The organism is Halorubrum sp. 48-1-W (assembly GCF_003287355.1).
Classification (GTDB): domain Archaea; phylum Halobacteriota; class Halobacteria; order Halobacteriales; family Haloferacaceae; genus Halorubrum.
Map to the genome: position 1 here is coordinate 47281 of NZ_QMIM01000025.1, position 26524 is coordinate 73804.

Here is a 26524-nt window from a genome sequence, read left to right on the forward strand (position 1 = left end):
CTCAGGCCTCCGCCGGCGACCCGTGCTCGCGGGCGAGTTCGGCGAGCGCCGCGAACGTCGAGGGGTCGAGCGTCCCGGGTCGCCGGCCGAGCAGGTCCTCGTCGACCGCGTCGACGACGGCGTCCGGCGCCTCGAGCCCCGAGATGTGTGCGGTGTTGCGGATCGCGTTCCGGAGGGTCTTGCGTCGCTGGGTGAACAGTGCCTTCACGAACCGCAGGAAGAACGCCTCGTCGCCGACCTCGTAGTCGGGGGCTCGCGGCGTACAGCGGACGACCGCGCTCTCGACCGCCGGTTGTGGGTCGAACGCCTCCTTGGGGATCCGTTCGACGACCTCGACGTTCGCGTAGTGTTGAGCGGAGACGGAGAGCCGACCGTACTCGGGTTCGCCGGCCGACGCGACCATCCGGTCGGCGAACTCCGCCTGGAAGGTCAACACGAGCGGCTTCTTCCGGGGGAGCAGCCGGAAGGCAACCTCCGAGGAGATCCCGTACGGGAGGTTCGCGACGCAGGCGGAGAAGTCGGGCAGCTCGACCTCGAGGGCGTCGCCCTCGATCACCGCGAGGGTCCCGTCGGCGACCGCGTCGGCGAACTCCTCGCGGAGGAACGCCGCGAACGGCGGGTCGCGTTCGATCACGGTCACCCGCCCGGCGAGGCCTCCGTCGCCCGCGTCGACCGTCGCGAGCAGGCGATCCGTGAGCGCGCCCGCGCCGCCGCCGACCTCGAGGAGGTGGCGCAGGTCGGCCCCCGCGGGGAGGTACGTCGGTAGCCGGTCGAGGACGCGGTCGTCGACGAGGAAGTGTTGATCGTTGTCGGGGTTCGCGCGGGTGCCGGCCCGCCGCGCGAGCGCGTCGGGATCGCGGGTCCCGTACGCGTCCGCGGCCCCCGCCGATCGATCGGTCATGGCCGCGGTACATCCCCGTCGGGGGTAAAAGTCCCGTTTCGGTCGGGAGTACGCGTCCCGCTCCCGCCGTCGTCCGTTCGTAGTGATCACTGCGAGTCCGTCCCACTACGACGACTCGTCTCGATGCCGAACGCGGCTGACTCGGCGTCCGTCGACACCCTCGATGAAACTATTCGCAGTGATCACTATCACTCCTCCCGGCCGACGAACGTCCGGTACTTGAGGTCGTCCTCGCGGATCTCCTCGACGATCCGCTCGAGGACCACTTCGCGGGGACGGTGAAGCCCCGAAACCCGCTCCGAGACCTCCTCGAAGCTCTCGAAGGGCCCGCGTTTCCGCTCGTCGAGGACCCGGTTCCGGAGCTTCTTGCCGATCCCGGGGAGGAGGTTGAGCTGGTGGAGCCGGAGCGTGATCGGCCCCGCCTCGTTGTAGAAGTCGACGAACCGACGTTCGTCGGCGTCGACGATCGCCTCGACGGCGTACTCGATCTCGGCGGCCGCGTTCCGCGTGAGGTCGTCGAAGGTGACCTCGCGGTACCGCGAGACGGCCGGCCCGCCGAGGTCGATCCGGTCGCTCACGGCGACGTCGGCTTCCTCCTCGAGCGACAGCTCGTACAGTCGGAACGACGACGTGCCGAGCGCGTACGCCACCGGGGACTTCTGGTAGCCCGGGCGGCCGTCGTCGGGTCGGCCGTTGGGGAGGACGTCGAGCAGGACGGCGACGGAACCGCCCTCCGTCCCGTCCTCGGAGGTCGCGGCACGCTCGTCGTCGTCGTCCGTCGCGTCGTCGGTCATACCAACAGGTAGCGCATCCGAGAGGTAAAAAGCCGCCGTCATCGAGGAAACGTGGGTCCTCGTCGACTCGATCAGGGACACCCCCGGCCGATCGGCCGGCGCTCCGTTCGGTCTAGGCGTACTTCGCGACGACGTCGAGGACCTCGTCGAGTTCCTCGCCGTCGAGCGAGTACCGCTCCTGGGCGAAGACGGAGCGTAGCTCCGTGCGGTCCTCGGGGAGGAGGTCGGTGATCTTCACCGCCGTCGGGACGTCGATCCGCTCGAGCTCGACGAGTTCCTCGACCAGCTCGCGGGACTCCTCGGCGTCGAGGTGGCCGAACCGGTTCACGTGTTCGATCGCGCGGGCCAGCTCGTACTGGAGCTCACGCTCTTCGTCGGCCGCGCGGTTGGCCTCGATCTCGGCGAGGATGTCCTTCGCCTCCGCGGTGGTGAGGTACTCCTCGTCGAGTTTCTCCTTGAAGATAGTCATCTTACTGCTGACGGCTCATGTGGGCGGCACGGACGATGAGCGTCTTGGTCTTGCCGCCGTCCGTGATCTCGACTTTGAACGCCGCGCCCTGCTTGCCCGTCACGGTGCCGGTTCGGCCGTCGAAACGGGGGTGGAAGCGACCCTCCTGGACGCTCGGGTCGATCTTGAGGTGGACCCGGCTGCCCTCCTCGAACTCCTGGATCGCGCGCTGTGGCGGCGACGTTCCGCGGTCTCTCGGCTTGTTCGACAGCTTGTCTCGAGTGGCCTTCTGGGGTCCATTGGAACTCGGCATAGTCGTGGGATGGTATTTAGCTGTCGAAGGTATAAATGGTGCGTTACGCCGTCAGACCTCCTCCATCAGTAGCATGAGATGTTCCGTGGCATCTCGAAGTACTGTAGTGGCGTTTCGGTCGTATCTGTTCTCGAACCGCGTAGAAAGGATCTCCAGAGGAAGAGGATGCCCAGAGGAAAAGCATGTCCAGAGGGGACTGTATATGAGTGCGTGAATTCGTTCGTGCCACCCGATCCGGTCTGACGTCCTAGCTGAGTGATTCTTGGGTACCGGGCTCGAGATACCCTCGTGCCTTCAGATGGTCATACACGGCACCGCCGATCGCTTCTGCAAGCTTCACCGGTACCGCATCGCCGACCATCTGTTGTTTGTCACTGATCCGGCTCGAGACGAACCGGTAAACGTCGGGGAACGATTGGAGCCGTGCTGCCTCACGGACGGACAGCAACCGGTCCTGTGTCGGATGTAACATCATGGACTTTCGGAAGTTCGCAATGGTCAGTGCTGGTTCGTCTTCCTCGAGGCGATAGTATATGTGCCCATGTGTTCGGGAACGATCCGTGTAGTTCTCCATCAACTCCGGAGGAATGTTCTCCCAATTTCCTCCTTGGGGCACGTGCTCAAATCGCTTGACGGTGTTCTCCCTGTTGATCGTTGTTTCATGATTGTACAGTGTTTCGTCAACGTTCGCTCTCATTTCACTCGCATAATCGCTATGAGGAGACGTATCGTATTCCATGACCTCCGATCCACCACCGCCAGTGGGTAATTCTGGAAGGTCGAAGATGGCACCGCCAACCGTCACGACTGGAGACAGCTCGTCCGTCAACGCGGTTAGTGTTGCCTGACGACCGGCTTCCGTATGTGTCGGCGATGGGAACGGCGGTTTCCCCTCTAGAACCCCGATGAAAAACACACGCCGTCGAGCTTGCGGCACCCCGAATCGCTCGGCCTTGAGGATACGGTACTGGATCGTATAGCCCATCTCTCGGAGTTCTTCGACGATGATGTCTTTGATCTCTCCTTCGTTTTTTCCCATCGAAAGGAGCCCGGGGACGTTCTCCATAACGACCACCGGTGGGCTGATCTCACGGACGATCTTCAAAAAATGCATAAACAGATTGTTCATCGGGTTGTCCGGAGATCTCGTCTGCATGTTTGCGAGTGAAAATCCCTTACACGGAGGGCCTCCGACGACGATATCCACGTCTTCACGCTCATATCCTTCCTTTCGTACAATTCGAAGGACATCCTCCGTGTCTATTTCCCGAATATCCGCATGTAGTGGACTCTGTTCGTGGTTCGCTTCGTAGGTCTGAACCGCTGCTTCGTCATAGTCGACGGCAACCGCGATATCGAATCCAGCGTTTCGGAACCCGGTACTAATACCACCAGGTCCACAGAACAGATCGACAGCCACCGGTCTGTTTCGATTCATCTAGTGTTATCATCTGGAGGGTCCTTCCCTAAAGAAGGTATGGAGCTGCGGGGTAGTTTACCCTCGAGTTTTCCGCAAAACCGAACAGAAGTCTCGGAACACCAGAACCAAGACGACTCTGAAATCCCGAGTCGAAGTGGGAATATAAGCGGTCTGTTTCGTTCGAGACCGCACTCTTCGACGACATCCGCCTGTTTGTCTGGTTCGCAGGGCCGATACCCGAGAGACGGATCAACGTGGAGACGTTACTCGTCTCGCACGGCTAGATCACTCATCTCGCGGTGGAAAGCCCGACGGGAATCCCGCCATCGAAAGCCCTAATCACGCGTCTCCCCTGATACGGTCGTAATGAGTCATCAGTTGCCGGACGTACAGGCGTCGGCCCCGGACGTCACCGTCGGGCTCTCGCAGGTCGGCGTCACCGGCGTGGAGAAACTCGTCAAGCTCGCTCGCGGCGACGAGCGACCGATCGTCCTCATGGCCGAGTTCGAGGTGTTCGTCGACCTGCCGAGCGGCCGGAAGGGGATCGACATGTCGCGGAACCTCGCGACGATAGACGAGATATTGGAGGAGATCACCCGCGAGGAGGCGTACCGCGTCGAGGACGTCTGTGGCGACGCCGCGGAGCGACTCCTCGAGAAACACGACTACACCACCACCGCCGAGGTGTCGATGACGGCGGAGCTCGTCACCCGCGAGGACACCCCGGCCTCCGGGCTCGAGACCCAGAGCACGGCGACCATCATCGCCCGTGCGACCGCGACCGACGAGGGGACACGCGCGGAGATCGGCGCGGAGGTCACCGGAATGACGGTGTGTCCCTGCTCGCAGGGGATGTCCGAGTCGCGTGCTCGCGAGGAGCTCCACCGGCTCGGCGTCGACGAGGAGACCACCGAGGCGTTCCTGGATGCGGTCCCGCAGCCGGGCCACTCCCAGCGCGGCCACGCCACGCTGACTATCACCACGGACGGGCACCCGGACGTCGACCTCCGCGACGTGATCGACGTCGCCCGCGACTCGATGAGCGCGCGGATCTACAACATGGCGAAACGCCCCGACGAGGACCACATGACCTACCACGCCCACGCGAACGCGAAGTTCGTCGAGGACTGCGTGCGCTCGCTCGCCGAGGGGACGCTCTCGGAGTTCGGCCACCTCCCCGACGACGCCGTGATCCGCATGAAACAGTCGAACGACGAGTCGATCCATCAGCACAACGCCCACGCCGAACGCGAGGTCACGATGGGCGACCTCCGCGACGAACTCGGCGAGTAGGCGTCGCCGTCGATCGGTACGCTCCGACCCACAGCGGTATCGTCGACCGTCGGTCTCCTCCCGAGCAATATTCCACATAACTGGGATTTTGGTACAATACTATATCCGTGGAGATCGAACGGGTACACGTACCCATGACGGACATCGACATCGAACCCACCGACACCGTCGACGCGCGCGGAGCCGCCTGCCCCGGTCCGCTGATGGACCTCATCGGACGCGTCCGCTCGGCGAGCCCGGGAGACGTGATCCTGCTTTTGAGCGACGCCGACCAGTCGCTCACCGACGTCTCGGAGTGGGTCGACGAGACCGATAACGAACTGCTCGCCGTCGACGAGACGGGCGACGACTACCGCTTCTACGTGGAGGTCGCGTGAGATGACCGACCGGATCGCGATCCTCGGCGGCGGCACGGGCGGTGCGGTGCTCGCGAACGGCCTCGCGGAGCGGCTCGGCGCAGAGATCGACGCCGGCGACGTCGAGGTCACGCTGATCAACGACGGCCCGGACCACGTGTACAAGCCGGTGTGGCTGTACATCCCCTTCGGACAGCGTGAGCCCGCCGACGGGCGCCGCCCGCTCCGCGACCTCGTCGACTCCCGGGTCGACCTCGCCGTCGACCGGGTGACCGAGATCGACACGGACGCGAAGGAACTCGCGCTCCGCGACGCGCCGGACGCGCTCGACTACGACTACCTCGTCGTCGCGACCGGATCGACGCTCGCCGACGATGAGATCCCAGGGCTCGCGGCGGGCGGGCACGACTACTACTCCGAATCCGGCGCGCTGGCGCTCCGCGACGAGTTGCTCTCGATGACCGAGGGCCACCTCGTGTTGAGCGTCGTCGGCACGCCGCACATGTGTCCGGCGGCGCCGCTGGAGTTCGTCTTCATGGCGGACGACTGGTTTAGGGAGCGCGGCCTGCGCGACGACGTCGAGATCACCTACACGTACCCGATCCAGCGCGTCCACGGCAACCCCCACATCGCCGAGTGGGCGGCGCCGATCATGGACGAGCGCGACATCAACGTGGAGACGTTCTTCAACGCCGAGTCCGTCGACCCCGACGCGAAGACGATCACCTCCATGGAGGGAACGGATCTCGACTACGACCTCCTCGTCACGATTCCGCCGCACCGCGGCGTCGACGTCGTCGAGGAGGCGGGGCTGGGCGACCGCGGTTGGGTCGACGTGGACAAACACACCCTGGAGGCCGAGGCGGCCGAAGACGTGTACGCGCTCGGGGACGCCGCGACGACCGGCGTGCCGAAGGCCGGGAGCGTCGCCCACTACCAGGCCGGGGTCCTGAGCCAGCGGCTCGCGAGCGAGATTCGCGGCCGTCCCGCGACGGCGACGTACGACGGCAAGACGCTGTGTTTCGTCGAGACGGGGATGGACGCGGCGTCGTTCGTCGAGTTCGACTACGAGAACCCGCCGTCACCGGCGCCACCGTCCGAGAAGCTCCACTGGTCGAAGCTGGCGTACAACGAGTCGTACTGGCTCACCGCACGGGGGTTGCTCTGAGATGTCCGACGAGTCCACAGCGGTCGACGACGCCGTCGACGGTTCCGAGGCCGACGGCTCCGCCGAGGACCCCGAGGCTGCCGAGACCGACGGGTCCGTCGATACCGCTCCCGAAGCCTTCGACCGCGACGACCTCGAATCGATCGTCGCCGAGAACCCCGAGGCGGTCGCGGCGTTCGTCGACCGGCTCGACGCGGTCAACGAACTGCTCGACGTCGTCTCGCTCGGCGAGAGCGCGCTCACCGACGAGATGGTCGTCGAGCTCGCCGGAACCGCCTCGACGCTCGCGGAGTCCGCCGATGGGCTCGCGACCGACGAGACCGTCGCGCTTGCGGAAACCGTCGGCTCGAACGGCGACGAGCTTCGCGAGGCGATGGAGACGCTGACCGAGCTCCAGCGGAGCGGCGCGTTAGACGAGCTCGCGGAGCTGGCGCAGGTCGGCTCGCTCGCGACGGCCGCCCTCGACGACGAGATGGTCCGGTCGCTCGCCGGCACCGGCTCGGCGCTCGGCGAGGTCGCCGACACCGCGGCGGACGACGACACGCGCGACGGGGTGAAGACGATGCTCGAAGGGGTCGGCGCCGCTCACCGGAGCGACCCCGCGAAGGTCGGACCCCTGGGGCTCGCACGCGGGCTCCGCGACCCCGAGATCCAGTACGGGCTGGGGTACGTGCTCGCGGTCTCGAAGGCGATCGGGCGGTCGCGGGCGGTTGACGCGGGCGAGGAGTGACACCGCCCTTTTTGTGATTCGGAGTGTCCGAGACTGTACATGTCTACACCAAACGACCGGCTGACGTTCGGCGTGCTCGGAACCGCGGGGATCGCCCGCAAGGCGGTGGTCCCGGCGATCGCGTCGAGCGACCACGCGGTCGGTGCGGTGGCCTCCCGCGACGACGACCGTGCTGTGCGGTTCGCGACGGAACACTCGATCCCCCGGAGCTACGGCTCCTACGAGGCGCTCCTGGCGGACGACGGGATCGATGCCGTCTACGTTCCGCTCCCGAACGGGCTCCACGCCGAGTGGACGAAGCGCGCGGCCGATGCGGGGCTCGACGTGCTCTGTGAGAAGCCGCTCGCGAGCGACGCGGCGGAGGCGCGCGAGGTCGTCGACCACTGCGCGGACCGAGGCGTCACCCTGATGGAGGCGTTCATGTATCGGTACCACCCGCGTACCGAGCGCGTCCTCGAACTGGTCGACCGAGAGCTAGACGACGTGCGCACGGTGACCGCGACGTTCCGGTTCCCACTGTACGACCGCCCGAACGACGTGCGGCTCGACCCGGCGCTCGCCGGCGGGTCGCTGATGGACGTCGGCTGTTACCCGGTGTCGATCGTCAGGGCGGTACTCGGGGCCCCGGACCGGGCGTACGCACACGCGAACGACACCCGCGGGGTCGGCGTCGACACCGAGCTCGCGGGCGTACTGGAGTACGAGGACGGCCGGTCGGCACGGATCGCGTCCGGGTTCGACACACAGCTCGTCCAGCGGTACCGGATCGACGCGACGAACGGGTGGATCGCCGTCGACCGGGCGTTCGACGCGCCCGCCGACGAGCCGGTGGAACTGACCTACGAGATCGACGGCCGACGCGGCGTCGAGACGTTCGGTCCGGTGGACCAGTACCGGCTGCAGATCGAGCACTTCGCCGACCGCGTCGCCGGCGACGGGACCCCCGTGACCGACGGGGCGTCGGCGGTCGAGAACATGCGGGTCGTCGACGCGCTCGCCGAGAGCGCCGGCCGCAACGACGCGGTGAACGTCCGCTAGACGGAGACGGCCGTCCCGGGATGATACTTCGGGTGCGGTCGCTCCCGACGTGGTCGATCGGAACGGGAGGAGAGAGCGCGTGTCCGTCGTCGTGGCGGGCTCAGACGAGCAGTTGGATGTCCGCGTCGGCCATGTCCTGGAAGGCGGAGGCGGCGCCGACGCCGGTCGTTACGCCGTCGTAGAAGTCGTCCTCGTCGTAGCCGAGGAGGTCGATAGTCATCTGACACGCCTGGAGGTCGACGCCGCTCGCGAGGGAGGTCTCTATCAGCTCCTCGACGGAGGCGACGTCGTTGTCCTCGATCCGGTTGCGCATCATCCGGGCGGTCATCCGGTCCATTCCCGGGAGCGCCGCGATAGCGTTCGGGAGGGGCATGTTGGGGTTGCCCACGGAGCTCAACCCGAGGTCCTTCGAGTTCTCCTCGTGGAGGATCTCGAGCCCCCAGAAGGTGTGGAAGACGGTGACGTCGTAGCCGAAGGCGGCGGCCGTGCTGGCGAGGATGAGCGGCGGGTACGCCATGTCCAGGGTCCCCTTCGTCGCGATGATCACCATCTTGTCGGCGCTCCCCTCGTCGACCTCGCTCCGGAGGTCGGAGACCTCGGTCTCCAGCGCCTCGATCTGCGCGTGGAGGGTAGCGAGGTCGTCGGGCGAGAACTCGTCGTCCGACGACGGCGGCGTGTCCGCGCTCATCTCACTCGGCCTTCCGGACGTAGTGTTTGTACACCGACGTCCCGTCCTCGGTGGTTTCCTCCTGGTCGACCAGTTCGGCACCGTCGGTCGACTCGGCCCAGCCCTTGATGTCGCTCATGCTACCCGAATCCGTCGAGACGACCTCGAGGACGTCCCCGGCTGCGAGGCCGTCGAACGCCCCCTTCGTCTTGATGACCGGCATCGGGCAGTTCTGTCCTTTCACGTCGAGCGTCTCTGTCGCGGTTTCCGTGCTCATGGTTGGTTCCCCGTGTTGGGGCTACCACACAATATTGGCTGTCCGAAAATAAGTGTGTCGATTCTTGTGGTTGACCTGAACGACTGAACGGCTCCGTTCCCCAAAGCGATGGATCGAAGCATATGCTTCGCGCGTTCACGTGCGTAACAGCTGACCGTGGGCCGTTTACCTCGTTATTCGGCCATCTCTCCACAGCTTTCCTTCGACGCCCCGCCTTTTAGTATTGTATAGTAACTACACTATTATGGGAAGTCTTAAGTTGGTTCGTCCGGTAGTGGACGGTGTACATGGACGCAGCCGAGATGGACTTTCCGACGCCGGAATCGGACGTTGACTCGATCGCCCCCGAAACGCTGAAGAGCCGAATCGACGACGGGGAGCCGGTGACGCTCCTCGACACGCGGATGTCGAGCGACTACGAGGAGTGGCGCATCGACGGCGAGACCGTCGAGTCGATCAACGTGCCGTACTTCCACTTCCTGGACGAGGAGATAGACGAGGACGTCCTCGCGTCGATCCCCGACGACGAGCACGTCACCGTGCTCTGTGCGAAAGGTGGCGCCAGCGAGTACGTCGCGGGCGCGCTCGCCGACCGCGGCTACGACGTCGACCACCTCGAGGACGGGATGAACGGCTGGGCGTCGATCTACGAGGCCCACGAGGTGACCGGCTACGACGGCCCCGGGACGCTCCTCCAGTACCAGCGTCCCTCGAGCGGCTGTCTCGGCTACCTGCTGTACGACGGCGGGGAGGCCGCGGTCGTCGACCCCCTCCGGGCGTTCGCCGACCGATACCTCGCGGACGCCGAGGACCTGGGCGTCGAACTGACGTACGCGTTCGACACGCACGTGCATGCGGACCACATCTCGGGGCTCCGCGATCTGGCCGACGAGGGCGTCGAGGCGGTCTTGCCCGCTGCCGCCGCCGACCGTGGCGTCACCTACGCGGACGAGGTCACGTTGACGGAGGACGGCGACGAGTTCGCCGTCGGCGACGCGACGATCGAGACCGTGTTCACGCCCGGCCACACCACCGGCATGACCTCGTACCTGCTCGGCGGGAGCCTGCTCGCGACCGGGGACGGCCTGTTCGTCGAGAGCGTCGCCCGTCCCGACCTCGAGGAGGGCGACGAGGGCGCTCCCGAGGCCGCCCGGATGCTGTACGACTCGCTCCAGAACCGCGTGTTGACATTCGACGACGACGTCCTCGTCGGCGGCGCACACTACAGCGACGCGGCCGTGCCGGCCGCGGACGGCACCTACACTGCGCCGATCGGCGACCTCCGCGAGCGGATGGACGCGCTCTCGGCCGACGAGGACACCTTCGTCGAGACAGTCCTCGCGGACATGCCACCCAGGCCGGCCAACTACGAGGAGGTCATCGCCACCAACCTCGGGCAGCACGTCGTCGACGACGACGAGGCGTTCGCGCTCGAGCTCGGGCCGAACAACTGCGCTGCGAGCCAGGATGCGCTCACGAGCGACGACTGATCCGACCGTGAGCTCCCATCCGACCGTGACTTCCCGTCTACCCGTGATCTCCCGTCCAACCGTGACCGCCGAGTCGTCCGCGACCGGGGGTGACCGCCGGTGATCGCCGGGATCCTCGGGGACCTGTTCGGGTCGGGGACCGTCGACGCGCTGTTTCCCAACGGGGTCTCGCGGTACGCTATCGGGGGACTGCTCGTCGGGCTCGGCACCGTCCTGATCTACCTCGGGACGGGGATCACGGCGGGCGCGAGCACGTTCCTCGAGTCGACGCTCTCGTACGTCTCGGGGCGCTCACGGTTCACCCAGTACGTTGCGTCGCGCGACTGGCGCGTCGTGTTCACCCTCGGTATCGTCGGCGGGGCGGCCGTCTACGCGGTGGTCTATCAGGGCGATCCCTGGTCGATCGCGGGTAGCGGCTGGACCACCGACGTCTCGCCGTGGCGGCTGTTCCTCGGCGGGATCTTCGTCGGGATCGGCACCCGCGTCGGGAAGGGGTGTACCTCCGGCCACGGGATCTGCGGCGTCGGCTCGGTCTCGCGCACCTCGCTCGTCGGCGTGGCGACGTTCCTCGTCGTCGCGATCCTGACCGCGAACGTCGTCTCGGCGCTGGGGGTGGGACTGTGAGCCGACACCCCCTCTTCATGCCGCTGATCCTCGTCGGCGGGCTCGTGTTCGGCTTCGGGCTCGGCTTCAGCCACATGGCCCGTCCGGAGGTCGTCCTCGCGTTCCTGACGTTCGACGACCTCGGACTCCTGTTCGTGATGTTCGGCGGCTCGATCGTCGCCGGGATCGCGTTCTGGACCCTCCCGAAACTGCGCGAGTCGGCCCCGCTCACGGGTCGCCCGTACGGGAGACGGCTGAAGTCGTTCGACCGGAACGTCCTCGTCGGCGGGTCGATCTTCGGCGTCGGCTGGGGGCTCTCCGGGATCTGTCCCGGGGCGGCCTACGCCAGCCTCGGTGTCGGCAACTGGCCGATCCTCTACGCGATCGGCGGGATGTTCCTCGGCGCGTACGCACAGGGCGTCTGGCGCAGCCGGGACGCCGACGACGCGTCCACTGCCGCACCGAGCGACGACTGACGGACGCGCCCGTCCACACGCACCCTTCACTCATACGTACCCTTCAACTCACACGCGTCCCTCGACTCCCCCATCACGACACACCACCATGACGGACGACTCATCCGATCCGACCGCACCGACCGAGGCCGTCGACGCCGGCCCGCCCGTCTCGACCGATCGGGTCGTCGATATCGCGACCGACCTGATCGGGTTCGACACGCGGAACCCGCCCGGCGACGTCCGCGACGTCGTCGCGTACGTCGACGACCTCCTGACGGCCGCCGGCTTCGGTACCGAACGCGTCGCCACCGACCCGGCGAAGCCGAACCTGCTCGCGGTCCTCCCCGGTCGAGCGGACCGGACCCTGCTGTACGACGGTCACGTCGACACCGTCCCGTTCGACGCCGACGCGTGGAGCCACGACCCGTCGGGTGAACTCGTGGGCGACCGGCTCTACGGCCGCGGCGCGACCGACATGAAGGGGCCGCTCGCGGCGATGTTGGCCGTCGGGGAGGCGCTCGCCGTGGCGGACGCCGACCCGCCGGTCACCCTCGCGTTCGCGGTCGTGAGCGACGAGGAGACCGGCGGCGACGCCGGCGTCGACACCCTCGTCGCGCACGACGCGTTCGATCGGCTCGCGCCCGACGCCTGCGTCATCGGCGAGACGACCTGTTCGCGTGGGCTCCACTCGGTCACCGTCGCCGACCGCGGGAGCATCTGGCTGACGCTGCGTGCCGAGGGCACCGCCGCGCACGGCTCCCGTCCGTCGCTCGGCGACAACGCGATCGACCGGCTCTGGGCGGCCGTCTCGCTGCTTCGCTCCCGGCTCACGGCCCGGGAGCTCGACCTCGACGCGACGCTCCGGCCGATCGTCGAGGAGTCGGTCGAGTACTACGAGCCGACGCTCGGCGCGGACGCTGCGCGCGACCTGTTCGAGCACCCGACGGTGAACCTCGGGACGATCGAGGGCGGCGAGGCGGTGAACACCGTTCCGGACGCGGCGACCGCCCGGCTGGACGTGCGGCTGACCGCCGGCGTCGAAACCGCGACCGTGCTCGCGGACGTCCGCGAGTGTCTCGCCGACTTCCCCGCCGTCTCCGTCGCCGACGTGAGCTGGTCCGTGGGAAGCTACGAACCGATCGACGGGCCCCTGGTCGACGCCGTGAGCACCGTGGCAGCCGACGTCTCCGGCGAGCGCATCTACCGTCGGAGCGCCACCGGCGGCGGGGACGCGAAGACGTTCCGACACGCCGGCGTCCCGACCGTGGAGTTCGCGTTCGGCACCGACACCGTCCACGCGGTCGACGAGTACACCACCCGCGAGGCGCTCGCGCGTAACGCCGCGGTGTACGCCCGAATACCGTCGGCGTGGGCGGGACGGTCCGAGGACCGGTAGGCCGTCGTCAGCCCGGAAGCGAGCCTTTATATCGCTTCGGAAGCAATAGTGTGTATGAGTTCCAATACTGGATCGACTCCGGAGGACCAGACGGCGGCCGTCTCGCGTGGCCGCCCGACCTCGCTCGCCGACGAGTCCGCCCTCGATGACTTCCTCGCCGGAACCGACGCCGCGCTCGTCGAGTTCTACACCGAGGGGTGCGGCATCTGTGCGAGCATGGAGCCCGTCCTCGGCAACGTCGCCCGCGAGCTCGACGTCGACGTGGCGCTCGTGAACCCGCGCGACGACCCGCCGCTGGTCGAGCGGTTCGACGTTCGCAGCGTCCCGCTCTTCGTCCTCTTCGTCGATGGCGAGCCGGTCGCCCGCCGCGCTGAGGGGTTCATCCCCGGCGACGACCTCACAGCGTGGGTCCGCGAGGGCCTCGCGTAACGGACCGGTAGTCGGATTTTTGTCCCCGGTCGACTCCGGGTACGCATGGCGACCATCGCTCACGGGAAGTGGCGCGCGCTCGTTTTGGTCGGGATCGCGGAACTGTTCGCGATGACGCTCTGGTTCAGCGGCACGGCGGTGGGTCCGGAACTGGCCGAGGCGTGGAACCTCTCCGCCGCCGAGACGGCGTGGCTGACGAACGCCGTCCAACTCGGGTTCGTCGTCGGCGCGTTGCTGTCGGCGTCGCTCACCGTCGCGGACGTCGTTCCGCCCCGATACCTCTTCGCCGGCTCGGCGCTCACGGGCGCCGCCGTAACGGCACTCATCGCCGGCGCCGTTTCGAGCGGCCTCCCGGCCATCGTTCTCCGGTTCCTCACCGGCGTCACCCTCGCGGGCGTCTATCCGACGGGAATGAAGATGATGGCCGCGTGGTTCGACGAGGGGCGCGGTCTCGCCATCGGCGTCCTCGTCGGCGCGCTCACCGTCGGATCGGCGTCGCCGCACCTCCTCCGGGCGATCGGCGGTATCGGCCGCCCCGATCTCGTCCTCTACGGGACCGCGGGGCTCGCGGCGCTCGGCGGGCTTCTCGTTCTCGCGTACGAGGACGGCCCCCACCAGCCCGAGACCTCCCCGTTCGACCCCAGTGCGATCCGGCGTATCGTCACCGACCGCGGCGTCGTCTTAGCGAACGCCGGCTACTTCGGTCACATGTGGGAGCTGTACGCCGTCTGGACCTGGATCCCGATATATCTCGTCGCCAGCCTCGAAGCCGGCGGCACGGCGAACCCGGAGCAGCTCGCTTCACTCCTGGCGTTCGGTACCATCGCGATCGGCGGCGTGGGGGCCTGGCTCGCGGGGTCGGCGGCCGATCGCTGGGGTCGGTCCCTGGTGACGAGCGTCTCCATGGGCGTCTCCGGCACCGCCTGTCTCCTCGCCGGCCTCGTCTACGGCTCGTCGCTTCTCGTCGTCGTCCCGTTCGTCCTGGTCTGGGGGTTCTTCATCGTCGCGGACTCCGCACAGTTCTCGGCGGCCGTCTCGGAACTCGCCGACCCGAGCTACGTCGGCTCCGCGCTGACGCTCCAGACCGCCGTCGGCTTCCTCATCACCATGGTCTCCATCCAGCTGATCCCCGCGGTTCGGAACGTCATCGGCTGGCGGTGGGCCTTCGTTCCGCTCGTCGTCGGTCCCCTCGTCGGGACGGGCGCGATGCTGTGGTTGCGGTCGCTCCCCGAGGCCACCCGACTGGCGAACGGTCGGCGGTGAGGTTTCGTCCGCCTACGGCGCGAGCGCGACGACCGCGAACGTCTCCGTGCGCGTCGTCCCGTGGACGACCTCGAAGCCGGCTCCCTCGAGCATCGCGGTCGCGTCCGCGAGCGCGTACCGCTCGTCGAGCGGCGGCCCGGTGGCCCCGTCGCCGTCGGCGGTCCAGTCGAAGACGGCGAGGCGGCCGCCGGCGCGCAGGACGCGGGCGACCTCGGCGACCGCGTCGTCGTCGGCGAACTCGTGGAACGTCATCGTCGAGAAGCCGGCGTCGAGCGCGCCCGCGTCGAACGGGAGGTCCACCACGTCGCTCTCGACGAGTTCGACGTTCGCGGGGAGTCCCTTCTCGCGGTACGCCGCGTGCATCTCCGACTGGAGGTCGACGCCGTACATCGTCCCCACGTGGGGGGCGACGTCGTCGGTGTAAAAGCCCGTCCCGCTGCCGAAGTCGGCGACGGTCCCGTCCGGTGCGGGGTCGACCGCGTCGACCAGCTCCTCGCGTGAGACCCAGGCGTAGCGCTCCGGGTCCTCGAGTTTCGCCGCCCTGCCGGCGTCGAACGTGTGAAATCCCATGCGACTGTATTGTACCGACCGCGCAAAAATCGGTCGGTCCCTCCCTTCCTCGACGTCCACGGCTGGCGTCCGATCGGCGGCGGCGACCCCCGCCAACGCGGGGGACTAGGGCTCCCCGTTCAACGCCTCGACGACGTCGTCGATCTCGCGCTCCGTCGAGATCGCGTGGACCGACACGCGGACCACGTCCGGGTGTGGGAGGTCGCGGATCACGATCCCGCGCTCGTGGAGTCGCTCGACGGTCGCCTCGGGCTCCGCCACCTCGAAGCTGACGAGTCCGGACTCGTACTCCCTCGGGCTCAGGAGGCGCTCCTCGTCGACGCCCTCCTTCAGACGGTCGGTGAGCGCCTCGATCCGGCTCTCGATCGCGTCGAGGCCGATCGACTCGACCGCGTCGATCCCCTCCACCAGCCCGACGTGTGCCGCCGGGGTCGTGGTGCCGACCTCGAAGCGCTTCGCGCCCGGCGCGAACTCGATGTCGTGTGCGGTCGGGGTTTCCACGCCGCGGTAGCCGACGGAGCTGGGCGTCATCCCGTCGGCGACCGCGCGGTCGACGTAGAGGAAGCCCGCTCCCCACGGCCCGAGTAGCCACTTGTGGCCGGCGGCCGCGACCGCGTCGGCGCCCCACTCGTGGACGTCCACCGGGACCTGTCCCGGCGACTGGACCGCGTCGACGAGCGTGAACGCGTCCGCGTCGTTCGCGACCTCGACGAGTTCCCGGACGGGTAGGCGGGTGCCGTGCGTCCAGGTGATCGCGCTGAAACAGACGAGCCTCGCGTCCGCGACCGCGTCAGCGAACGCGTCGCGGTCGATCCGGCCGTCCTCGGTCTCGACGACGCGGACTTCGACGCCCGCCTCCTCCTCGAGCTGTCGCCACGGGAGCACGCCCGCCGGGTGTTCGACGTCGGTCCGGACGACGACGTCGCCGGGCTCCCAGTCGATCGCGGCGGCGATCCGCGCGATCCCGTCCGTCGTGCTCTCGGTCAGCGCGACCTCCTCGGGCTCGGCCCCGAGCAACGCCGCGATCCGCTCGCGGACCGTCTCGTAGGTCCCGAACGCGTGCTCGTACGGGTCCGTCTCGGCCACGTCGTACTCGTGGTTCGCGAGGAAGTCGGCGGCGGCGTCGACGACGCGCTCCGGGCTCGGACCGTGCGCGCCGTAGTTGAGGTACGCCGTCTCCTCGTCCAGCGCGGGAACGTCCGCCCGAAGCTCCCGCGGAGTCACGCGGACCCCTCCGGCTTCGCGATCATTCACTCGAGTCGCGCCCGCTGACGGCCTCGCGCAGGGCGTCCTCGGTCTGTGCGCCGACCATTCGGTCGGCGGCCTCGCCGTCGACGAACACCAGGAGCGTCGGGATGCCCTGGACGCCGTACTCGGCGGCGAGCCCCTGGTGTCGGTCCACGTCGACTTTCAGGACCGCCGTGTCCGTCTCGGCCGCCACCGCCTCCACCGCCGGCTCCATCATCCGACACGGTCCACACCAGTCGGCGTAGAAGTCGACGAGCACCACGTCGTGTCCGGCGACGAAGTCGTCGAAGTCGTCCGCGTCCTCGAGTGCGACGGGTTCCGTCGGCACGGGTTCGCTGGTTTGTGTCATCGCCGATGGATACGCACCCCACGCTCATAACGGTTTTGGATATTCGGTACAATACTCTGGCACGCGGACGTCCCGGTCGGACGGGACGATCAGTCGCCGTGCCCGGCCGAACCGGGGACGCCGCGCGTCCGTCGGACGGCGAGCGCGCCGTGATAGAGGATGACCGTACAGACGAACAGCGCGGATCCGACGAGGAGGACGAAGCTGAGCCGGTCGAGGATCGGCATCGACAGCCACGAGGCGAGCTCGCCGATCCCGACCGCGACGCTGGCGACGAGTAGCATGAGCCCGAAGTAGATCGTCACGTCGTCCTCGTCGACGTAGGCGGTCGCGCTCGAGCCGATCCGCGCGCCGAGCGCGCTCCCCACGAGTAGCGCCGTGACGATCCCGAGGTCGATCACGCCCGCACGGCCGTAGGTGAACGCGCCGATCGCCCCGGACATGAGCCCCCCGAAGAGGCTCGTCCCGACCGCGGCCGCGAGCGACGTGCCGATCACGTAGTAGATCGCGGGCATCCGGACGAACCCGCCGCCGACGCCGAGGAACCCGGAGACGAGCCCGACGCCGCCGCCGACGCCGGATATCGTCCACAACGACGCCCGGCTACCGTCCGCGAGCGTCATCATCGGCGGGATCTCGTACGACTGGATCTTCCGGGCGATCGCCGGGACCTCGTCGTCGCCGTCGCCGTCGTTCCCGTTCCCGTCGGTTCCGGCGTCGTCGTCCTCGGTGTTGAGCGCGCTTCGCGTGAACAAGACGCCGATCGCCGCCAGCAGGAGGACGTACGCGACGCCGACGACGACGTTCGCGATCCCCAACACTTCGAGCCCGAAGACGAGCCGGCTCCCGAGCTCGATACCGACGATGATCCCGACGAACATCAGCGCGCCGAGTTTGTAATCGACCTGCCCGGCGTCGTGGTGTTTCATCGTCGCGATCGCCGCGGTTCCGAACACGAACGTCATCGAACTCCCGATGGCGACCGGGGCCGGATAGCCGAGGATCAACAGCGCGGGCGTGACGAGGAACGCGCCCCCCATCCCGAAGAACCCGAAGAAGACGCCGACCATGAAGCCGAAGACGATGAACAGGCCGAAGATCTCCGGGCCGAGACCGAGGAGTTCGGTCGCCAGGATGGATTCGATCATCTCCGGTTCGCGAGCCGATCCAGGACGGTCGACCCGACCGCCTCTTCGATGGCTCCGTACCCGACGTAGAGGGCGATCGCTTCGAGGAGAACGATCCCGATCACCGCGAGTGCCTGCACCGACGGCGACGCGCCGGCGAGCAGTTCGGTGCCGGTCATCGGCCGCCCCCGTCTCCCACTGCCCGGGTTCCGTATCGAGTCGGTCGATCGATGTCGGTCATGTACCCGAAGATAGCCGACAGGGAGATATAACGGTTTTGGGTTAGTTGTACAATACTATATTCCCGTGGTGGACGGGCAACGATAGATAACGTATCTATATTATTTACCGTGATCCGATCGGATCGCGTCGATCCGCCGATCCGGCGTGTATCAGTCCGGTCGATCCGTGTCTCGGCGTCGAGAGACGGCTCCGGTTCGAAGGATCCTGACCCAGTCGTCGCTATCGTCCGAGTATTTCCGTGGGATCACTTTGCACATCCGGTTCGATCTCGCGTTGACGCGTTCCTCGACCGTGGGAATCCCCATCCCCTAATTTATGTACGGAACACGTACCACGAGGTATGAGCCACTCATCGCGTTCCCCCCGTATCGACCTCGACTCAGCGTTCAAAGCGTTCGGCGCGGTGACGATCCTGATCGGGGTCGGCCTCACCGTCGGCGTGCTCGCGCTCACGGACCCGTTCGGCGAGTACGTCACGACCACGCCGGCCGCGACCGGGAGCCTGCTCTTCACCGGACTGCTCGCGGCGGTCGGCTACGCGGCCTACGCGCTCCGGCGCCGCTAACTCGACGCCGGCACCGACTCGGCCTCCTCGTATTTGTCCTCGAACTCCTGGATGAGTTGGCCCATCTTCGCGTACCAGTCGTTCAACATCCGTTGCATCTCCCCCGATATCTTCTCGGGGTCGGTCGGCTGGTAGACGTGGTAGTAGCCGCCCTGGTCGTAGTTGATCTGTTCTTTGCTGATGAAGCCCGTCTGGAGGAGTCGCTGGACCGCGCGGTAGGCGGTCGAGCGCTCCCGGTCGACGGCCTCGCCGATCTCGTCGATCGTCAACGGCTCCTCGCTCTCGACGAGCACCTCGAAGCACTCCCTGTCCAGCGGCTTGAGTCCGTGGAAACACTCCAGTAACCCCTCACACTCCATGTCGCTTCGGAGCTGTTCGGCCAACGAGTCTGGCATGGTATTACGAGCGAGTACGACCCGTGTTGGTAAAAGGCTTGTGTATGAAACGCACAATTCCGCTGGAGCAACCCCGAACGCGCCGGTCTCGCCGATCACGAACCCTCAGGGGGACCGCGGTGGCGGCACCAGAAAGACGTTGCCGGTCGCGTTCGCGACGATCTCCTCGCTCACGCTCCCGAGGAGGAGCCGTCGCAGACGGCTCCGGCCACGTGACCCGAGAAGCAAGGTGCTCGGGTCGTGTTCCCGCTCGGCGGCCAGGATCTCCGCTGCGGGGTCACCCCGTCTGACGTCGGTCCGTGCCTCGAGACCCCACGCGTCGAGCCGGTCCTCGAGTTCGCCCAGCCGTGCCTCCACGTCGCCCTCGTCGCCGGTGTCGTCCTTCGGGGACCGCACGTGGACCAGCGTGACCTCGGCCGTCGCGTGCCGGAGGTACTCGAACGTCTCGAAGGCGCGCTCGGCGTTCTCCGAGAAGTCGGTGGCGAACAGCGTCCGCTTGAACAGGTGTCGACGCACCGTCTCGGGGTCGTCGACGCCGCGTTCGATCCGGTCGACGAGCAGCGGCACCACCGTCGTCCGGGCCAGGTTCCGCGCCGTCGACCCGATGACCCGGTTCTCGAGCGGGCTCTTCCCGCGTGACCCGACGAGGATCAGGTCCGCGCCGACCGCCCCGGCGATCCCGTTGATCCGTCGGTGTGGCGTCCCCCGTACCACGTGCGTCTCGACGTCGAACCCCGCCCCCTCGATCGTCGACCGATAGCGTCGGAGCGCGCGTTTCCGTCGCGTCTCGAAGTCGATCCCGGGCATCCCGGAGTGGACGTTCGAGGGGACCACCGTCACGAGGTGGATCCGCTCGACGCCGATCTGCGAGAGACAGTTCAGTCCGGTCTCCGACTCGACCATCGTCTCGCTCGCCGTCGAGAGGTCGGTCGCGAGCACGGCCGATTTCGCGCTCATCGGGTCCGCCTCCGTACCCGACTCCGCCTCCGTACCGGGTCCCGTTCCCGGCACCGGTCCCGCTCCGTCGGCCCACACGACCACGCAGTATTCTCCATACCGTACAATACTACTGCCCGGAGATAAAACCCGCGGTCGTGTGGCACCGGGAGCGGAGTGAACGCGGGCGCGGAGCCCCGGCAGGTGCGCCGGACCGTTCAGGGACGCGCGCCGATCAGCTCCCGAACGCGGGCGACGCGTTCGCCGAAGGCCGGATCGCCGCGCTCGCGGGGACGGTCCACGTCGACGTCGACGACCTCGCGGACGCGACCCGCGGCCGTTTATGTCTCCGCCGCGCGACCGTCCAGCATGGTCTCGGAGATCTTCGACCCCGACGCGTGGGAGCCGGTTACCGACGAGTTCGACGACGTGACGTACCACCGCGCCCGCGACGTCCCCGCCGTTCGGATCGCGTTCGACCGGCCCGAGGTCCGCAACGCGTTCCGCCCGGGGACCGTCGACGAACTGTACGCCGCGCTCGACCACGCCCGCAAGCGGGCCGACGTCGGTTGCGTCCTCCTGACGGGGAACGGTCCCTCCGAAAAGGACGGCGGCTGGGCGTTCTGTGCGGGCGGCGACCAGTCCGTGCGGGGCGGCTCGGGCTACGAGTACCGCGACGACGACGAGGCGGACGAGGCGGACGACCCGCTCGTGCGTGAGGCGAAGGCGGGCCGGCTCCACGTGCTCGAGGTCCAGCGGCTGATCCGGTTCATGCCGAAGCCGGTGGTCGCGGTCGTCCCCGGCTGGGCGGTCGGCGGCGGCCACTCGCTACACGTCGTCTGTGACCTCACGCTCGCGAGCGCGGAGCACGCGAAGTTCCTCCAGACCGACCCCGACGTCGCCTCCTTCGACGGCGGGTTCGGCTCCGCGTACCTCGCCAAACAGATCGGCCAGAAGAAGGCCAGAGAGGTGTTCTTCCGCGGCAAGACCTACTCCGCCGAGGAGGCTGTGGACATGGGGATGGTCAACGAGGCGGTCCCACACGAGGAGCTCGAGGACGTCGCGTTAGCGTGGGCCGAGGAGATGACCGGGAAGTCGCCGACCGCGATGCGGATGCTGAAGTACGCGTTCAACCTGACCGACGACGGCATGGTCGGCCAGCAGGTGTTCGCCGGCGAGGCGACCCGGCTCGCGTACATGACCGAGGAGGCCCAAGAGGGTAGAGACGCCTTCCTGGAGAAGCGAGAGCCCGCGTTCGACGAGTACCCCTGGCACTACTGAGCGTCTCGTTCCGACATCTCCCGACTGCTCGGAAATCCCCGATTTCCGGTGGAGGCGGCCGTCCTCTGCGCCGCTCCGGCCGGCCGACGAGGCCGGGTTGCGACGTTCCGGGTTCGAATCCCTATTGTCCGATTGCTGCTGCTCGCGGAGTGCTCGTAGCAGCAATGCGGGGGAAGGGATTCGAACCCTCGAACCTCTACAGGAGCGGATCTTAAGTCCGCCGCTTTTGGCCAGGCTCAGCCACCCCCGCGCGGATCCGGGTACCGCCGGCGGGGTCAAACCCCTTTCGGAACCCGCCCCGCCCTCACCAGTCGACCGACAGCGTCCCGTCGCCGTGCGGGTTCGGCGCGATCTCCTCGTCCGTCCGGCGGTCGACGACGTGGATGACCCCCCGCTCCTTCTTGGCCGGACAGACCTCCGCGGCGCGGACGTTCTCGTCCAGGTCGTCCTCGCCGATGTAGTAGGTCCGCGGCTTCGCCATCCCGCTCATCACGTCCATCTCCCAGTTGTCGGCGACCTCCGCGCACTTGCCCGCGCCGAAGCACTTGTTCGCCTCGAAGACGATCTTGTACGGCTTCTCGTCGATCGGTGGCCCCTCGCCGCCGATGTCGCTCGCCGAGAGGACGCCGTCGTCGTCTCCATCGACGGTCCCCTCGCTGTCGTCGCTCATACCAGTCCATCGGGGGCGGCGGGACTTTCGTCTGTCGGTTGCGCGGTTCCGTTCCGAGTCCGGAGCACACGCTACGGAGCGCGCTCCCGGGCCCCGGAAGGGCCCTGGACGGGAACCCTCGCCGATCCACCGGGATCGGCGATCCGCCGATCCGCCATCGGTCACGAGCGCCCGCGAGACGCCCGCCGTCCGGAGTCGAACGGTTCAAGTATTCGCTGGCTGTTCGTAGGGGTATGAAAGATCAGGGACGCTCCACGCGCAAGCGAACCGGCGGCCGACTGAAGCCCGCCTCGAACAAGAAGCGCCACCAGCTCGGCCGCGAGCCCGCCGAGACGACGGTCGGCGAGCCCCGCGTTCGGTACATCGACTCCCGCGGCAACGAGCGCAAGGTCCGCGCGCTCGCGACCAACGTCGCGCAGGTCGCAGACGGCGGCGAGGTCGTCGAAGCCGAGATCGAGGACGTCGTCGAGAACCCCTCGAACGTCAACTACGTCCGCCGGAACATCGTCACCAAGGGCGCCGTCATCGAGACGAGCGAGGGCCGCTCCCGCGTCACCTCCCGACCCGGCCAGACCGGCCAGGTCAACGCGGTCCTGATCGAGTAGACCCGGGGCCGGGTTTTGCGGTACTGCCCGTTCGGTGTACGCGATTCACGATCCGGGAGCCCCGCTTCGGCCGCTCGGAGGTACGTGCCGACCGTCTCCGCCCCAGTCGCTCCGACCGATCTCAAACTATTTGTCCCTTCCATCCGCCGATAGGGACGTGTACGTCGGCGTCGACGAGGCCGGAAAGGGGCCCGTGCTCGGACCGATGGTCGCCACAGCGGTCCGCGCGGACTCGGAGAGCCTGTCGGCCGACGTCGACGACTCGAAACGCGTCGCGCCCGAACAGCGGCGGGAGATAGCGGCCGCGCTCCGCGCGGACGACGCGGTCGACGTGGCGGTCGCGACCGTCGGGACCGTCGAGATCGACGCGCCCGACACGGACATGAACACGCTCACCGTCCGCGGACAGGCGCGGGCGGTTCGGCGGGTGGCCCGCCCCGACGACCGGATCGTCGCCGACGCGGGCGACACCTCCGAGGCCAGGTTCGCGCGGCGGCTCCGCGAGTTCGTGACCGACCCCGGACGGGAGACCGCTCCTCCCGTCGAGGGTGTCGCCGTCGACGCTGCCCACGGGGCGGACGAGTCCGACCCGGTCGTCGGCGCGGCGAGCATCGTCGCGAAGGTTGCCCGCGACGCGCGGGTCGCCGCCATCGACGCGGCCTACCCCGCGTACGACGGCGTCGGTAGCGGCTACCCGAGCGACCCGACGACGCGCGCGTTTCTCCGCGACTACGTCGCCGACCACGGCGACGTCCCGCCGCACGCGCGGCGCTCGTGGTCGACGTGCTCGGACGCGCTCGCCGCCGCCGAGCAGTCGGGACTCGACGAGTTCTGAGGACGGGGCGACGGCGGATGCGACGGGCTACTTCTCGCGTAGCGCCAGCGCCGCCAACAGCGCCTCGAGTTGGACCTGCTCGTTCGCGCCCTCGGCGATCCGGTAGTCGGCCTCGCCGATCCGCTCCAGCAGCCGGACGGCTTCCCGCTCGTGGAGGTCGAACTCCCAGACCGAGCGGTGGAGCTGGTCGATCACGTCGCCGCCGGCCATCCCCGTATCGGTGAGCAGGGTGTCCAGCGTCGCGCGCGCCTTGGTGAAATCGCCCGCCAGCGCGTCGGTCACCATCGACTCGATCTCCTCCGGTCGGGCGGTCGCCGTGATCGCGTACACCGCCTCCTCGTCGACGACGCCGCCGGTCGTCGCCGCGGCCTGAAGCGAGTTGATCGCGCGGCGCATGTCGCCGTCGGCGGCGTAGACGAGCGCGTCGACGCCCGCGTCCGTCACCTCGATCCCCTCCGCGGCCGCGATCTCGCGGACCTGGCTCCCCACCGCCTCGTCCGAGAGCGGTGAGAAGCGGAAGACGGCACACCGCGACTGGATCGGGTCGATGATCTTCGACGAGTAGTTGCACGAGAGGATGAAGCGGGTGTTGTCGGAGAACTGCTCCATCGTCCGGCGGAGCGCCGATTGGGCGTCAGACGTGAGCGAGTCGGCCTCGTCGAGGAACACGATCCGGAAGTCGCCGCCGAACGACGACCGCGCGAACCCCTTGATCCGGTCACGAACCACGTCGATCCCGCGCTGGTCGGAGGCGTTGAGTTCGAGGAAGTTGCCGCGCCAGTTTTCCTCGCCGTAGATCTCGCGGGCGATGGCGGTGGCGGCGGTCGTCTTGCCGACGCCGGCAGGCCCCGAAAAGAGCAGGTGCGGCACGTCGTCCTGGTCGATGTAGCTCTGAAGGCGCTCGACGATCTCCTCCTGGCCGTGGATGTCCTCGAGCGTCTGTGGCCGGTACTTCTCGATCCAGATCTCCCGGCCCGTCGCGGTCGCAGCCGGCTGCTCGTCGCCCTCGCTCATTGACCGATCGGACGGTCGGCGGGGTGATAAACGAACCGAGAACTCGGCGGAAACGCCGGGTCGTTGCCGGACCGTCCGCCGGGTCGTTGTCGGGTCCTTCGCCGGGTGGTCGATCCTGGCTCCGGTGAAATCCTACGAAAATGACAAATTCCGACCCGATCGTGGTCAATACAGGTGAGCACGCTATCGATCCGCGGTGGCGCGCCGGTGAGCGGGTGCGACAGCACCCGCGAACCGCCCGTGAGGGACGCCGCGAGCGGAGCGAGCGGCGAGGCTGGGGAGGCCTGAGGTGCGGTTGCGGTGCGGGGTGGGACTCAAAGGGGCAGTCGCGAGGGCGACGCCCGGCGACGTAAGCACCGCAGCGAAGGAGCGGGAGCGACTGAGCGAGGAGCGCAACGAGCCGCGCGAGTCCTCGCGACTGGGGCTTTGGAGGTGTTCTCCAAAGTCGCGCTCGCTGTTCTGTAGTACCGAGCGACTGGGGCTTTGGAGATGGTCACCGCTCCAGCAACGATCCCCTTCTACTCACTCCGATCTCTCACGAAACAACCGTACTATTAGCACTCTTCAGCGACCAGTGTTTCAGACGAGAATTCCTCTGAAAAAAGGATTTCAACGGAGCCAAGCGAATCTGTGTACCCCTCGTGGTTGTCACTCTTCGAAACGTACCGCGTCCGGTCGATCTGTGTTGTGGTTCTGGACTGAGCGAACGTCGACGGTGTCGTCCGAGCGAGTAAGAACCCGCTGACCAGCGTAGGAAAATGAACCCGCTATCGAGACTCCTCCATATGGTAACGAGAACTATATTATTCGATCAAATATATTCACGAATATAACAGAAAGTATTATCCAATTGATTTCTAATGTTTACAGATGGAAAACACACGTGAATATCACTACGAGCCGGCGGAGGGCGAACAGCTAACTACGGCGGTCGTAACAGCGGTCGCGGAGGCTCACGACGAGGACGTGCTCGCTCAAGAGTGGGTCATCAGTGACGACATTAATACGGACGCGCTTGACGGACTCTTTCAGGAACGTGACTTCTCCCACGACTAAAGTCGTGGGCTTCCCTCACTGAGGGTTAGGCCCACGTCTTCCGGGGAGTTCGCAGGTTCCATCTCACCGTTCGTTCCTTTGAGTACGACCTGCGTTTCGGGCTGAGCCACAACAGCCCCCACCGTCGATAGCGGACTCTGAATGTTCTTACCGACGGCTCGTTTACCGATGTTCGTCGAACCGTTCTTGTCGCCGTTGTCGTCCAGCCCACAGTCGTGGCACTCGACACGCCCCTGTACCTCACGACTCGTGTTCTGCGACCCACACCGCCAACACGTCACAGACGTGTCGTACTCCTTGACCGGAACGCACTCCCGCCCGTCGAGATGGGCTTTGTACGTGAGGATATTCGCCATCTTCGCATACGGCATCTTATGGGTCTTGTCGTTCACGTACCTCCCTTTGTCGTTGTCGAAGCGCAACCCGGTCATATCGCCGAACACGATGACAGCGTTGCGCTCCCGAGCGCGAGCGACGAGTTCGTTCGCCACCTGATACAACTCGTGTTCGACCGTTCTGGATTCCTTGTCCCCGAGGCGCTCGATGACCTGCGCACCCGAACGCACCTTTGCCTTCCCGATGCTCT

33 protein-coding genes, 1 tRNA gene and 1 pseudogene are annotated in these 26524 nt (G+C 67.2%); 16 read left to right on the forward strand and 19 right to left on the reverse strand.

The window, feature by feature from the left end:
• Window position 1 precedes the first annotated feature (1 nt).
• The 5 genes from DQW50_RS12420 to DQW50_RS12440 all read right to left on the reverse strand — a co-directional run bounded on the left by DQW50_RS12420 (window position 2) and on the right by DQW50_RS12440 (window position 3894).
• Window positions 2–901 (reverse strand): 16S ribosomal RNA methyltransferase A, encoded by a 900-nt coding sequence (locus DQW50_RS12420; protein ID WP_112079598.1) that lies wholly within the window; start codon window positions 899–901, stop codon window positions 2–4.
• A gap of 188 nt (window positions 902–1089) precedes the next feature.
• The gene (locus tag DQW50_RS12425) at window positions 1090–1695 is read right to left on the reverse strand and encodes a DUF655 domain-containing protein (protein WP_112079599.1); all 606 of its coding nucleotides are present in this window, start codon (window positions 1693–1695) and stop codon (window positions 1090–1092) included.
• 112 nt (window positions 1696–1807) lie between these two features.
• Complete coding sequence (locus tag DQW50_RS12430; RefSeq protein WP_112079600.1) at window positions 1808–2164, reverse strand: RNA polymerase Rpb4 family protein; 357 nt, start codon at window positions 2162–2164, stop codon at window positions 1808–1810.
• Between the two features lies 1 nt (window position 2165).
• The gene (locus DQW50_RS12435) at window positions 2166–2456 is read right to left on the reverse strand and encodes a 50S ribosomal protein L21e (RefSeq protein ID WP_112079601.1); all 291 of its coding nucleotides are present in this window, start codon (window positions 2454–2456) and stop codon (window positions 2166–2168) included.
• Window positions 2457–2703: 247 nt separating this feature from the next.
• Window positions 2704–3894, reverse strand: a complete 1191-nt coding sequence (locus tag DQW50_RS12440) for a DNA cytosine methyltransferase (RefSeq protein WP_112079602.1) — start codon at window positions 3892–3894, stop codon at window positions 2704–2706.
• Between the two features lie 348 nt (window positions 3895–4242).
• On the opposite strand from DQW50_RS12440, the gene mptA reads away from it, so the two are divergent.
• The 5 genes from mptA (at window position 4243) to DQW50_RS12465 (ending at window position 8461) form a co-directional block, all read left to right on the forward strand.
• Window positions 4243–5169 carry a GTP cyclohydrolase MptA gene (gene mptA / locus DQW50_RS12445; protein ID WP_112079603.1) on the forward strand — a complete coding sequence of 309 codons (927 nt, stop codon included), beginning with the start codon at window positions 4243–4245 and terminating at the stop codon, window positions 5167–5169.
• Between the two features lie 134 nt (window positions 5170–5303).
• Window positions 5304–5546 (forward strand): sulfurtransferase TusA family protein, encoded by a 243-nt coding sequence (locus DQW50_RS12450; RefSeq protein WP_112079604.1) that lies wholly within the window; start codon window positions 5304–5306, stop codon window positions 5544–5546.
• 1 nt (window position 5547) lies between these two features.
• A complete protein-coding gene (locus DQW50_RS12455; RefSeq protein ID WP_112079605.1) occupies window positions 5548–6693 on the forward strand; it encodes an NAD(P)/FAD-dependent oxidoreductase in 1146 nt (381 codons plus the stop codon).
• A 1-nt stretch (window position 6694) separates the two neighbouring features.
• Window positions 6695–7423: a DUF1641 domain-containing protein gene (locus DQW50_RS12460; protein WP_241964414.1), complete on the forward strand. Its 729-nt coding sequence runs from the start codon at window positions 6695–6697 to the stop codon at window positions 7421–7423.
• Window positions 7424–7462: 39 nt separating this feature from the next.
• The gene (locus DQW50_RS12465) at window positions 7463–8461 is read left to right on the forward strand and encodes a Gfo/Idh/MocA family protein (RefSeq protein WP_112079606.1); all 999 of its coding nucleotides are present in this window, start codon (window positions 7463–7465) and stop codon (window positions 8459–8461) included.
• A 100-nt stretch (window positions 8462–8561) separates the two neighbouring features.
• Here the strand turns inward: DQW50_RS12465 and DQW50_RS12470 are convergent, their stop codons facing one another.
• Both DQW50_RS12470 and DQW50_RS12475 read right to left on the reverse strand, forming a co-directional pair.
• Window positions 8562–9149, reverse strand: a complete 588-nt coding sequence (locus DQW50_RS12470) for a DsrE/DsrF/DrsH-like family protein (protein WP_112079607.1) — start codon at window positions 9147–9149, stop codon at window positions 8562–8564.
• Window position 9150: 1 nt separating this feature from the next.
• The gene (locus DQW50_RS12475) at window positions 9151–9405 is read right to left on the reverse strand and encodes a sulfurtransferase TusA family protein (RefSeq protein WP_112079608.1); all 255 of its coding nucleotides are present in this window, start codon (window positions 9403–9405) and stop codon (window positions 9151–9153) included.
• Window positions 9406–9692: 287 nt separating this feature from the next.
• Between DQW50_RS12475 and DQW50_RS12480 the strand changes: the two genes are divergently transcribed.
• The 6 genes from DQW50_RS12480 (at window position 9693) to DQW50_RS12505 (ending at window position 15044) form a co-directional block, all read left to right on the forward strand.
• The gene (locus tag DQW50_RS12480; RefSeq protein ID WP_112079609.1) at window positions 9693–10895 is read left to right on the forward strand and encodes an MBL fold metallo-hydrolase; all 1203 of its coding nucleotides are present in this window, start codon (window positions 9693–9695) and stop codon (window positions 10893–10895) included.
• Between the two features lie 99 nt (window positions 10896–10994).
• Entirely contained in the window at window positions 10995–11519 is a 525-nt protein-coding gene (locus DQW50_RS12485) for a YeeE/YedE family protein (RefSeq protein WP_394338591.1), read from the forward strand.
• Window positions 11520–11536: 17 nt separating this feature from the next.
• Entirely contained in the window at window positions 11537–11974 is a 438-nt protein-coding gene (locus DQW50_RS12490; RefSeq protein WP_112079610.1) for a YeeE/YedE family protein, read from the forward strand.
• A gap of 88 nt (window positions 11975–12062) precedes the next feature.
• Window positions 12063–13352: a M20 family metallopeptidase gene (locus DQW50_RS12495; protein WP_112079611.1), complete on the forward strand. Its 1290-nt coding sequence runs from the start codon at window positions 12063–12065 to the stop codon at window positions 13350–13352.
• Between the two features lie 54 nt (window positions 13353–13406).
• On the forward strand, window positions 13407–13781 hold the full coding sequence (locus DQW50_RS12500) for a co-chaperone YbbN (RefSeq protein ID WP_112079612.1): 375 nt from the start codon (window positions 13407–13409) through the stop codon (window positions 13779–13781).
• 45 nt (window positions 13782–13826) lie between these two features.
• The gene (locus DQW50_RS12505) at window positions 13827–15044 is read left to right on the forward strand and encodes an MFS transporter (RefSeq protein ID WP_112079613.1); all 1218 of its coding nucleotides are present in this window, start codon (window positions 13827–13829) and stop codon (window positions 15042–15044) included.
• Between the two features lie 12 nt (window positions 15045–15056).
• Here DQW50_RS12505 and DQW50_RS12510 read toward each other — a convergent pair whose 3' ends face one another.
• From DQW50_RS12510 to DQW50_RS18205, 5 genes are all read right to left on the reverse strand, one after another.
• Complete coding sequence (locus tag DQW50_RS12510; protein WP_112079614.1) at window positions 15057–15614, reverse strand: class I SAM-dependent methyltransferase; 558 nt, start codon at window positions 15612–15614, stop codon at window positions 15057–15059.
• A 105-nt stretch (window positions 15615–15719) separates the two neighbouring features.
• Window positions 15720–16838, reverse strand: a complete 1119-nt coding sequence (locus tag DQW50_RS12515) for an aminotransferase class V-fold PLP-dependent enzyme (RefSeq protein WP_112079615.1) — start codon at window positions 16836–16838, stop codon at window positions 15720–15722.
• A gap of 22 nt (window positions 16839–16860) precedes the next feature.
• Entirely contained in the window at window positions 16861–17211 is a 351-nt protein-coding gene (gene trxA, locus DQW50_RS12520) for a thioredoxin (protein WP_112079616.1), read from the reverse strand.
• Window positions 17212–17300: 89 nt separating this feature from the next.
• Window positions 17301–18359 carry a sulfite exporter TauE/SafE family protein gene (locus DQW50_RS12525; protein ID WP_112079617.1) on the reverse strand — a complete coding sequence of 353 codons (1059 nt, stop codon included), beginning with the start codon at window positions 18357–18359 and terminating at the stop codon, window positions 17301–17303.
• On the reverse strand, window positions 18356–18517 hold the full coding sequence (locus DQW50_RS18205; protein WP_198664676.1) for a hypothetical protein: 162 nt from the start codon (window positions 18515–18517) through the stop codon (window positions 18356–18358). Before DQW50_RS18205 ends, DQW50_RS12525 begins: the two co-directional genes overlap by 4 nt.
• A gap of 404 nt (window positions 18518–18921) precedes the next feature.
• Here DQW50_RS18205 and DQW50_RS12530 point away from each other — a divergent pair, with 404 nt between their 5' ends.
• Window positions 18922–19146 (forward strand): hypothetical protein, encoded by a 225-nt coding sequence (locus DQW50_RS12530; RefSeq protein ID WP_112079618.1) that lies wholly within the window; start codon window positions 18922–18924, stop codon window positions 19144–19146.
• Here the strand turns inward: DQW50_RS12530 and DQW50_RS12535 are convergent.
• The 3 genes and pseudogenes from DQW50_RS12535 to DQW50_RS18485 form a co-directional block, all read right to left on the reverse strand.
• Complete coding sequence (locus tag DQW50_RS12535; protein WP_112079619.1) at window positions 19143–19541, reverse strand: helix-turn-helix domain-containing protein; 399 nt, start codon at window positions 19539–19541, stop codon at window positions 19143–19145. The genes DQW50_RS12530 and DQW50_RS12535 overlap by 4 nt on opposite strands.
• A gap of 105 nt (window positions 19542–19646) precedes the next feature.
• Window positions 19647–20498, reverse strand: coding sequence for a universal stress protein (locus DQW50_RS12540; RefSeq protein ID WP_112079629.1), 852 nt, complete (start codon window positions 20496–20498; stop codon window positions 19647–19649).
• Between the two features lie 197 nt (window positions 20499–20695).
• Window positions 20696–20809 (reverse strand): annotated as a pseudogene (locus DQW50_RS18485) (nitrate ABC transporter ATP-binding protein); the annotation flags it as partial.
• Window positions 20810–20846: 37 nt separating this feature from the next.
• On the opposite strand from DQW50_RS18485, the gene DQW50_RS12550 reads away from it, so the two are divergent.
• Complete coding sequence (locus DQW50_RS12550) at window positions 20847–21758, forward strand: 1,4-dihydroxy-2-naphthoyl-CoA synthase (protein ID WP_112079620.1); 912 nt, start codon at window positions 20847–20849, stop codon at window positions 21756–21758.
• Window positions 21759–21923: 165 nt separating this feature from the next.
• On the opposite strand, the gene DQW50_RS12555 is transcribed toward DQW50_RS12550, so the two are convergent.
• A tRNA-Leu gene (locus DQW50_RS12555) sits at window positions 21924–22008 on the reverse strand.
• 54 nt (window positions 22009–22062) lie between these two features.
• Entirely contained in the window at window positions 22063–22428 is a 366-nt protein-coding gene (locus DQW50_RS12560) for a ferredoxin (RefSeq protein WP_112079621.1), read from the reverse strand.
• Between the two features lie 233 nt (window positions 22429–22661).
• Here DQW50_RS12560 and DQW50_RS12565 point away from each other — a divergent pair, with 233 nt between their 5' ends.
• Both DQW50_RS12565 and rnhB read left to right on the forward strand, forming a co-directional pair.
• Window positions 22662–23033: a 30S ribosomal protein S8e gene (locus DQW50_RS12565; RefSeq protein WP_112079622.1), complete on the forward strand. Its 372-nt coding sequence runs from the start codon at window positions 22662–22664 to the stop codon at window positions 23031–23033.
• Window positions 23034–23190: 157 nt separating this feature from the next.
• Entirely contained in the window at window positions 23191–23868 is a 678-nt protein-coding gene (gene rnhB / locus DQW50_RS12570) for a ribonuclease HII (protein ID WP_112079623.1), read from the forward strand.
• A 27-nt stretch (window positions 23869–23895) separates the two neighbouring features.
• On the opposite strand, the gene DQW50_RS12575 is transcribed toward rnhB, so the two are convergent.
• Window positions 23896–24882 (reverse strand): replication factor C small subunit, encoded by a 987-nt coding sequence (locus DQW50_RS12575; protein ID WP_112079624.1) that lies wholly within the window; start codon window positions 24880–24882, stop codon window positions 23896–23898.
• Between the two features lie 870 nt (window positions 24883–25752).
• Between DQW50_RS12575 and DQW50_RS12580 the strand changes: the two genes are divergently transcribed.
• Window positions 25753–25938 (forward strand): HalOD1 output domain-containing protein, encoded by a 186-nt coding sequence (locus tag DQW50_RS12580; protein WP_112079625.1) that lies wholly within the window; start codon window positions 25753–25755, stop codon window positions 25936–25938.
• Here DQW50_RS12580 and DQW50_RS12585 read toward each other — a convergent pair.
• Window positions 25935–26524, reverse strand: a 590-nt coding sequence (locus DQW50_RS12585) for a zinc ribbon domain-containing protein (protein ID WP_157964867.1), incomplete at its 5' end; no start/stop codon positions are given. The two genes, DQW50_RS12580 and DQW50_RS12585, sit on opposite strands and share 4 nt — an antisense overlap.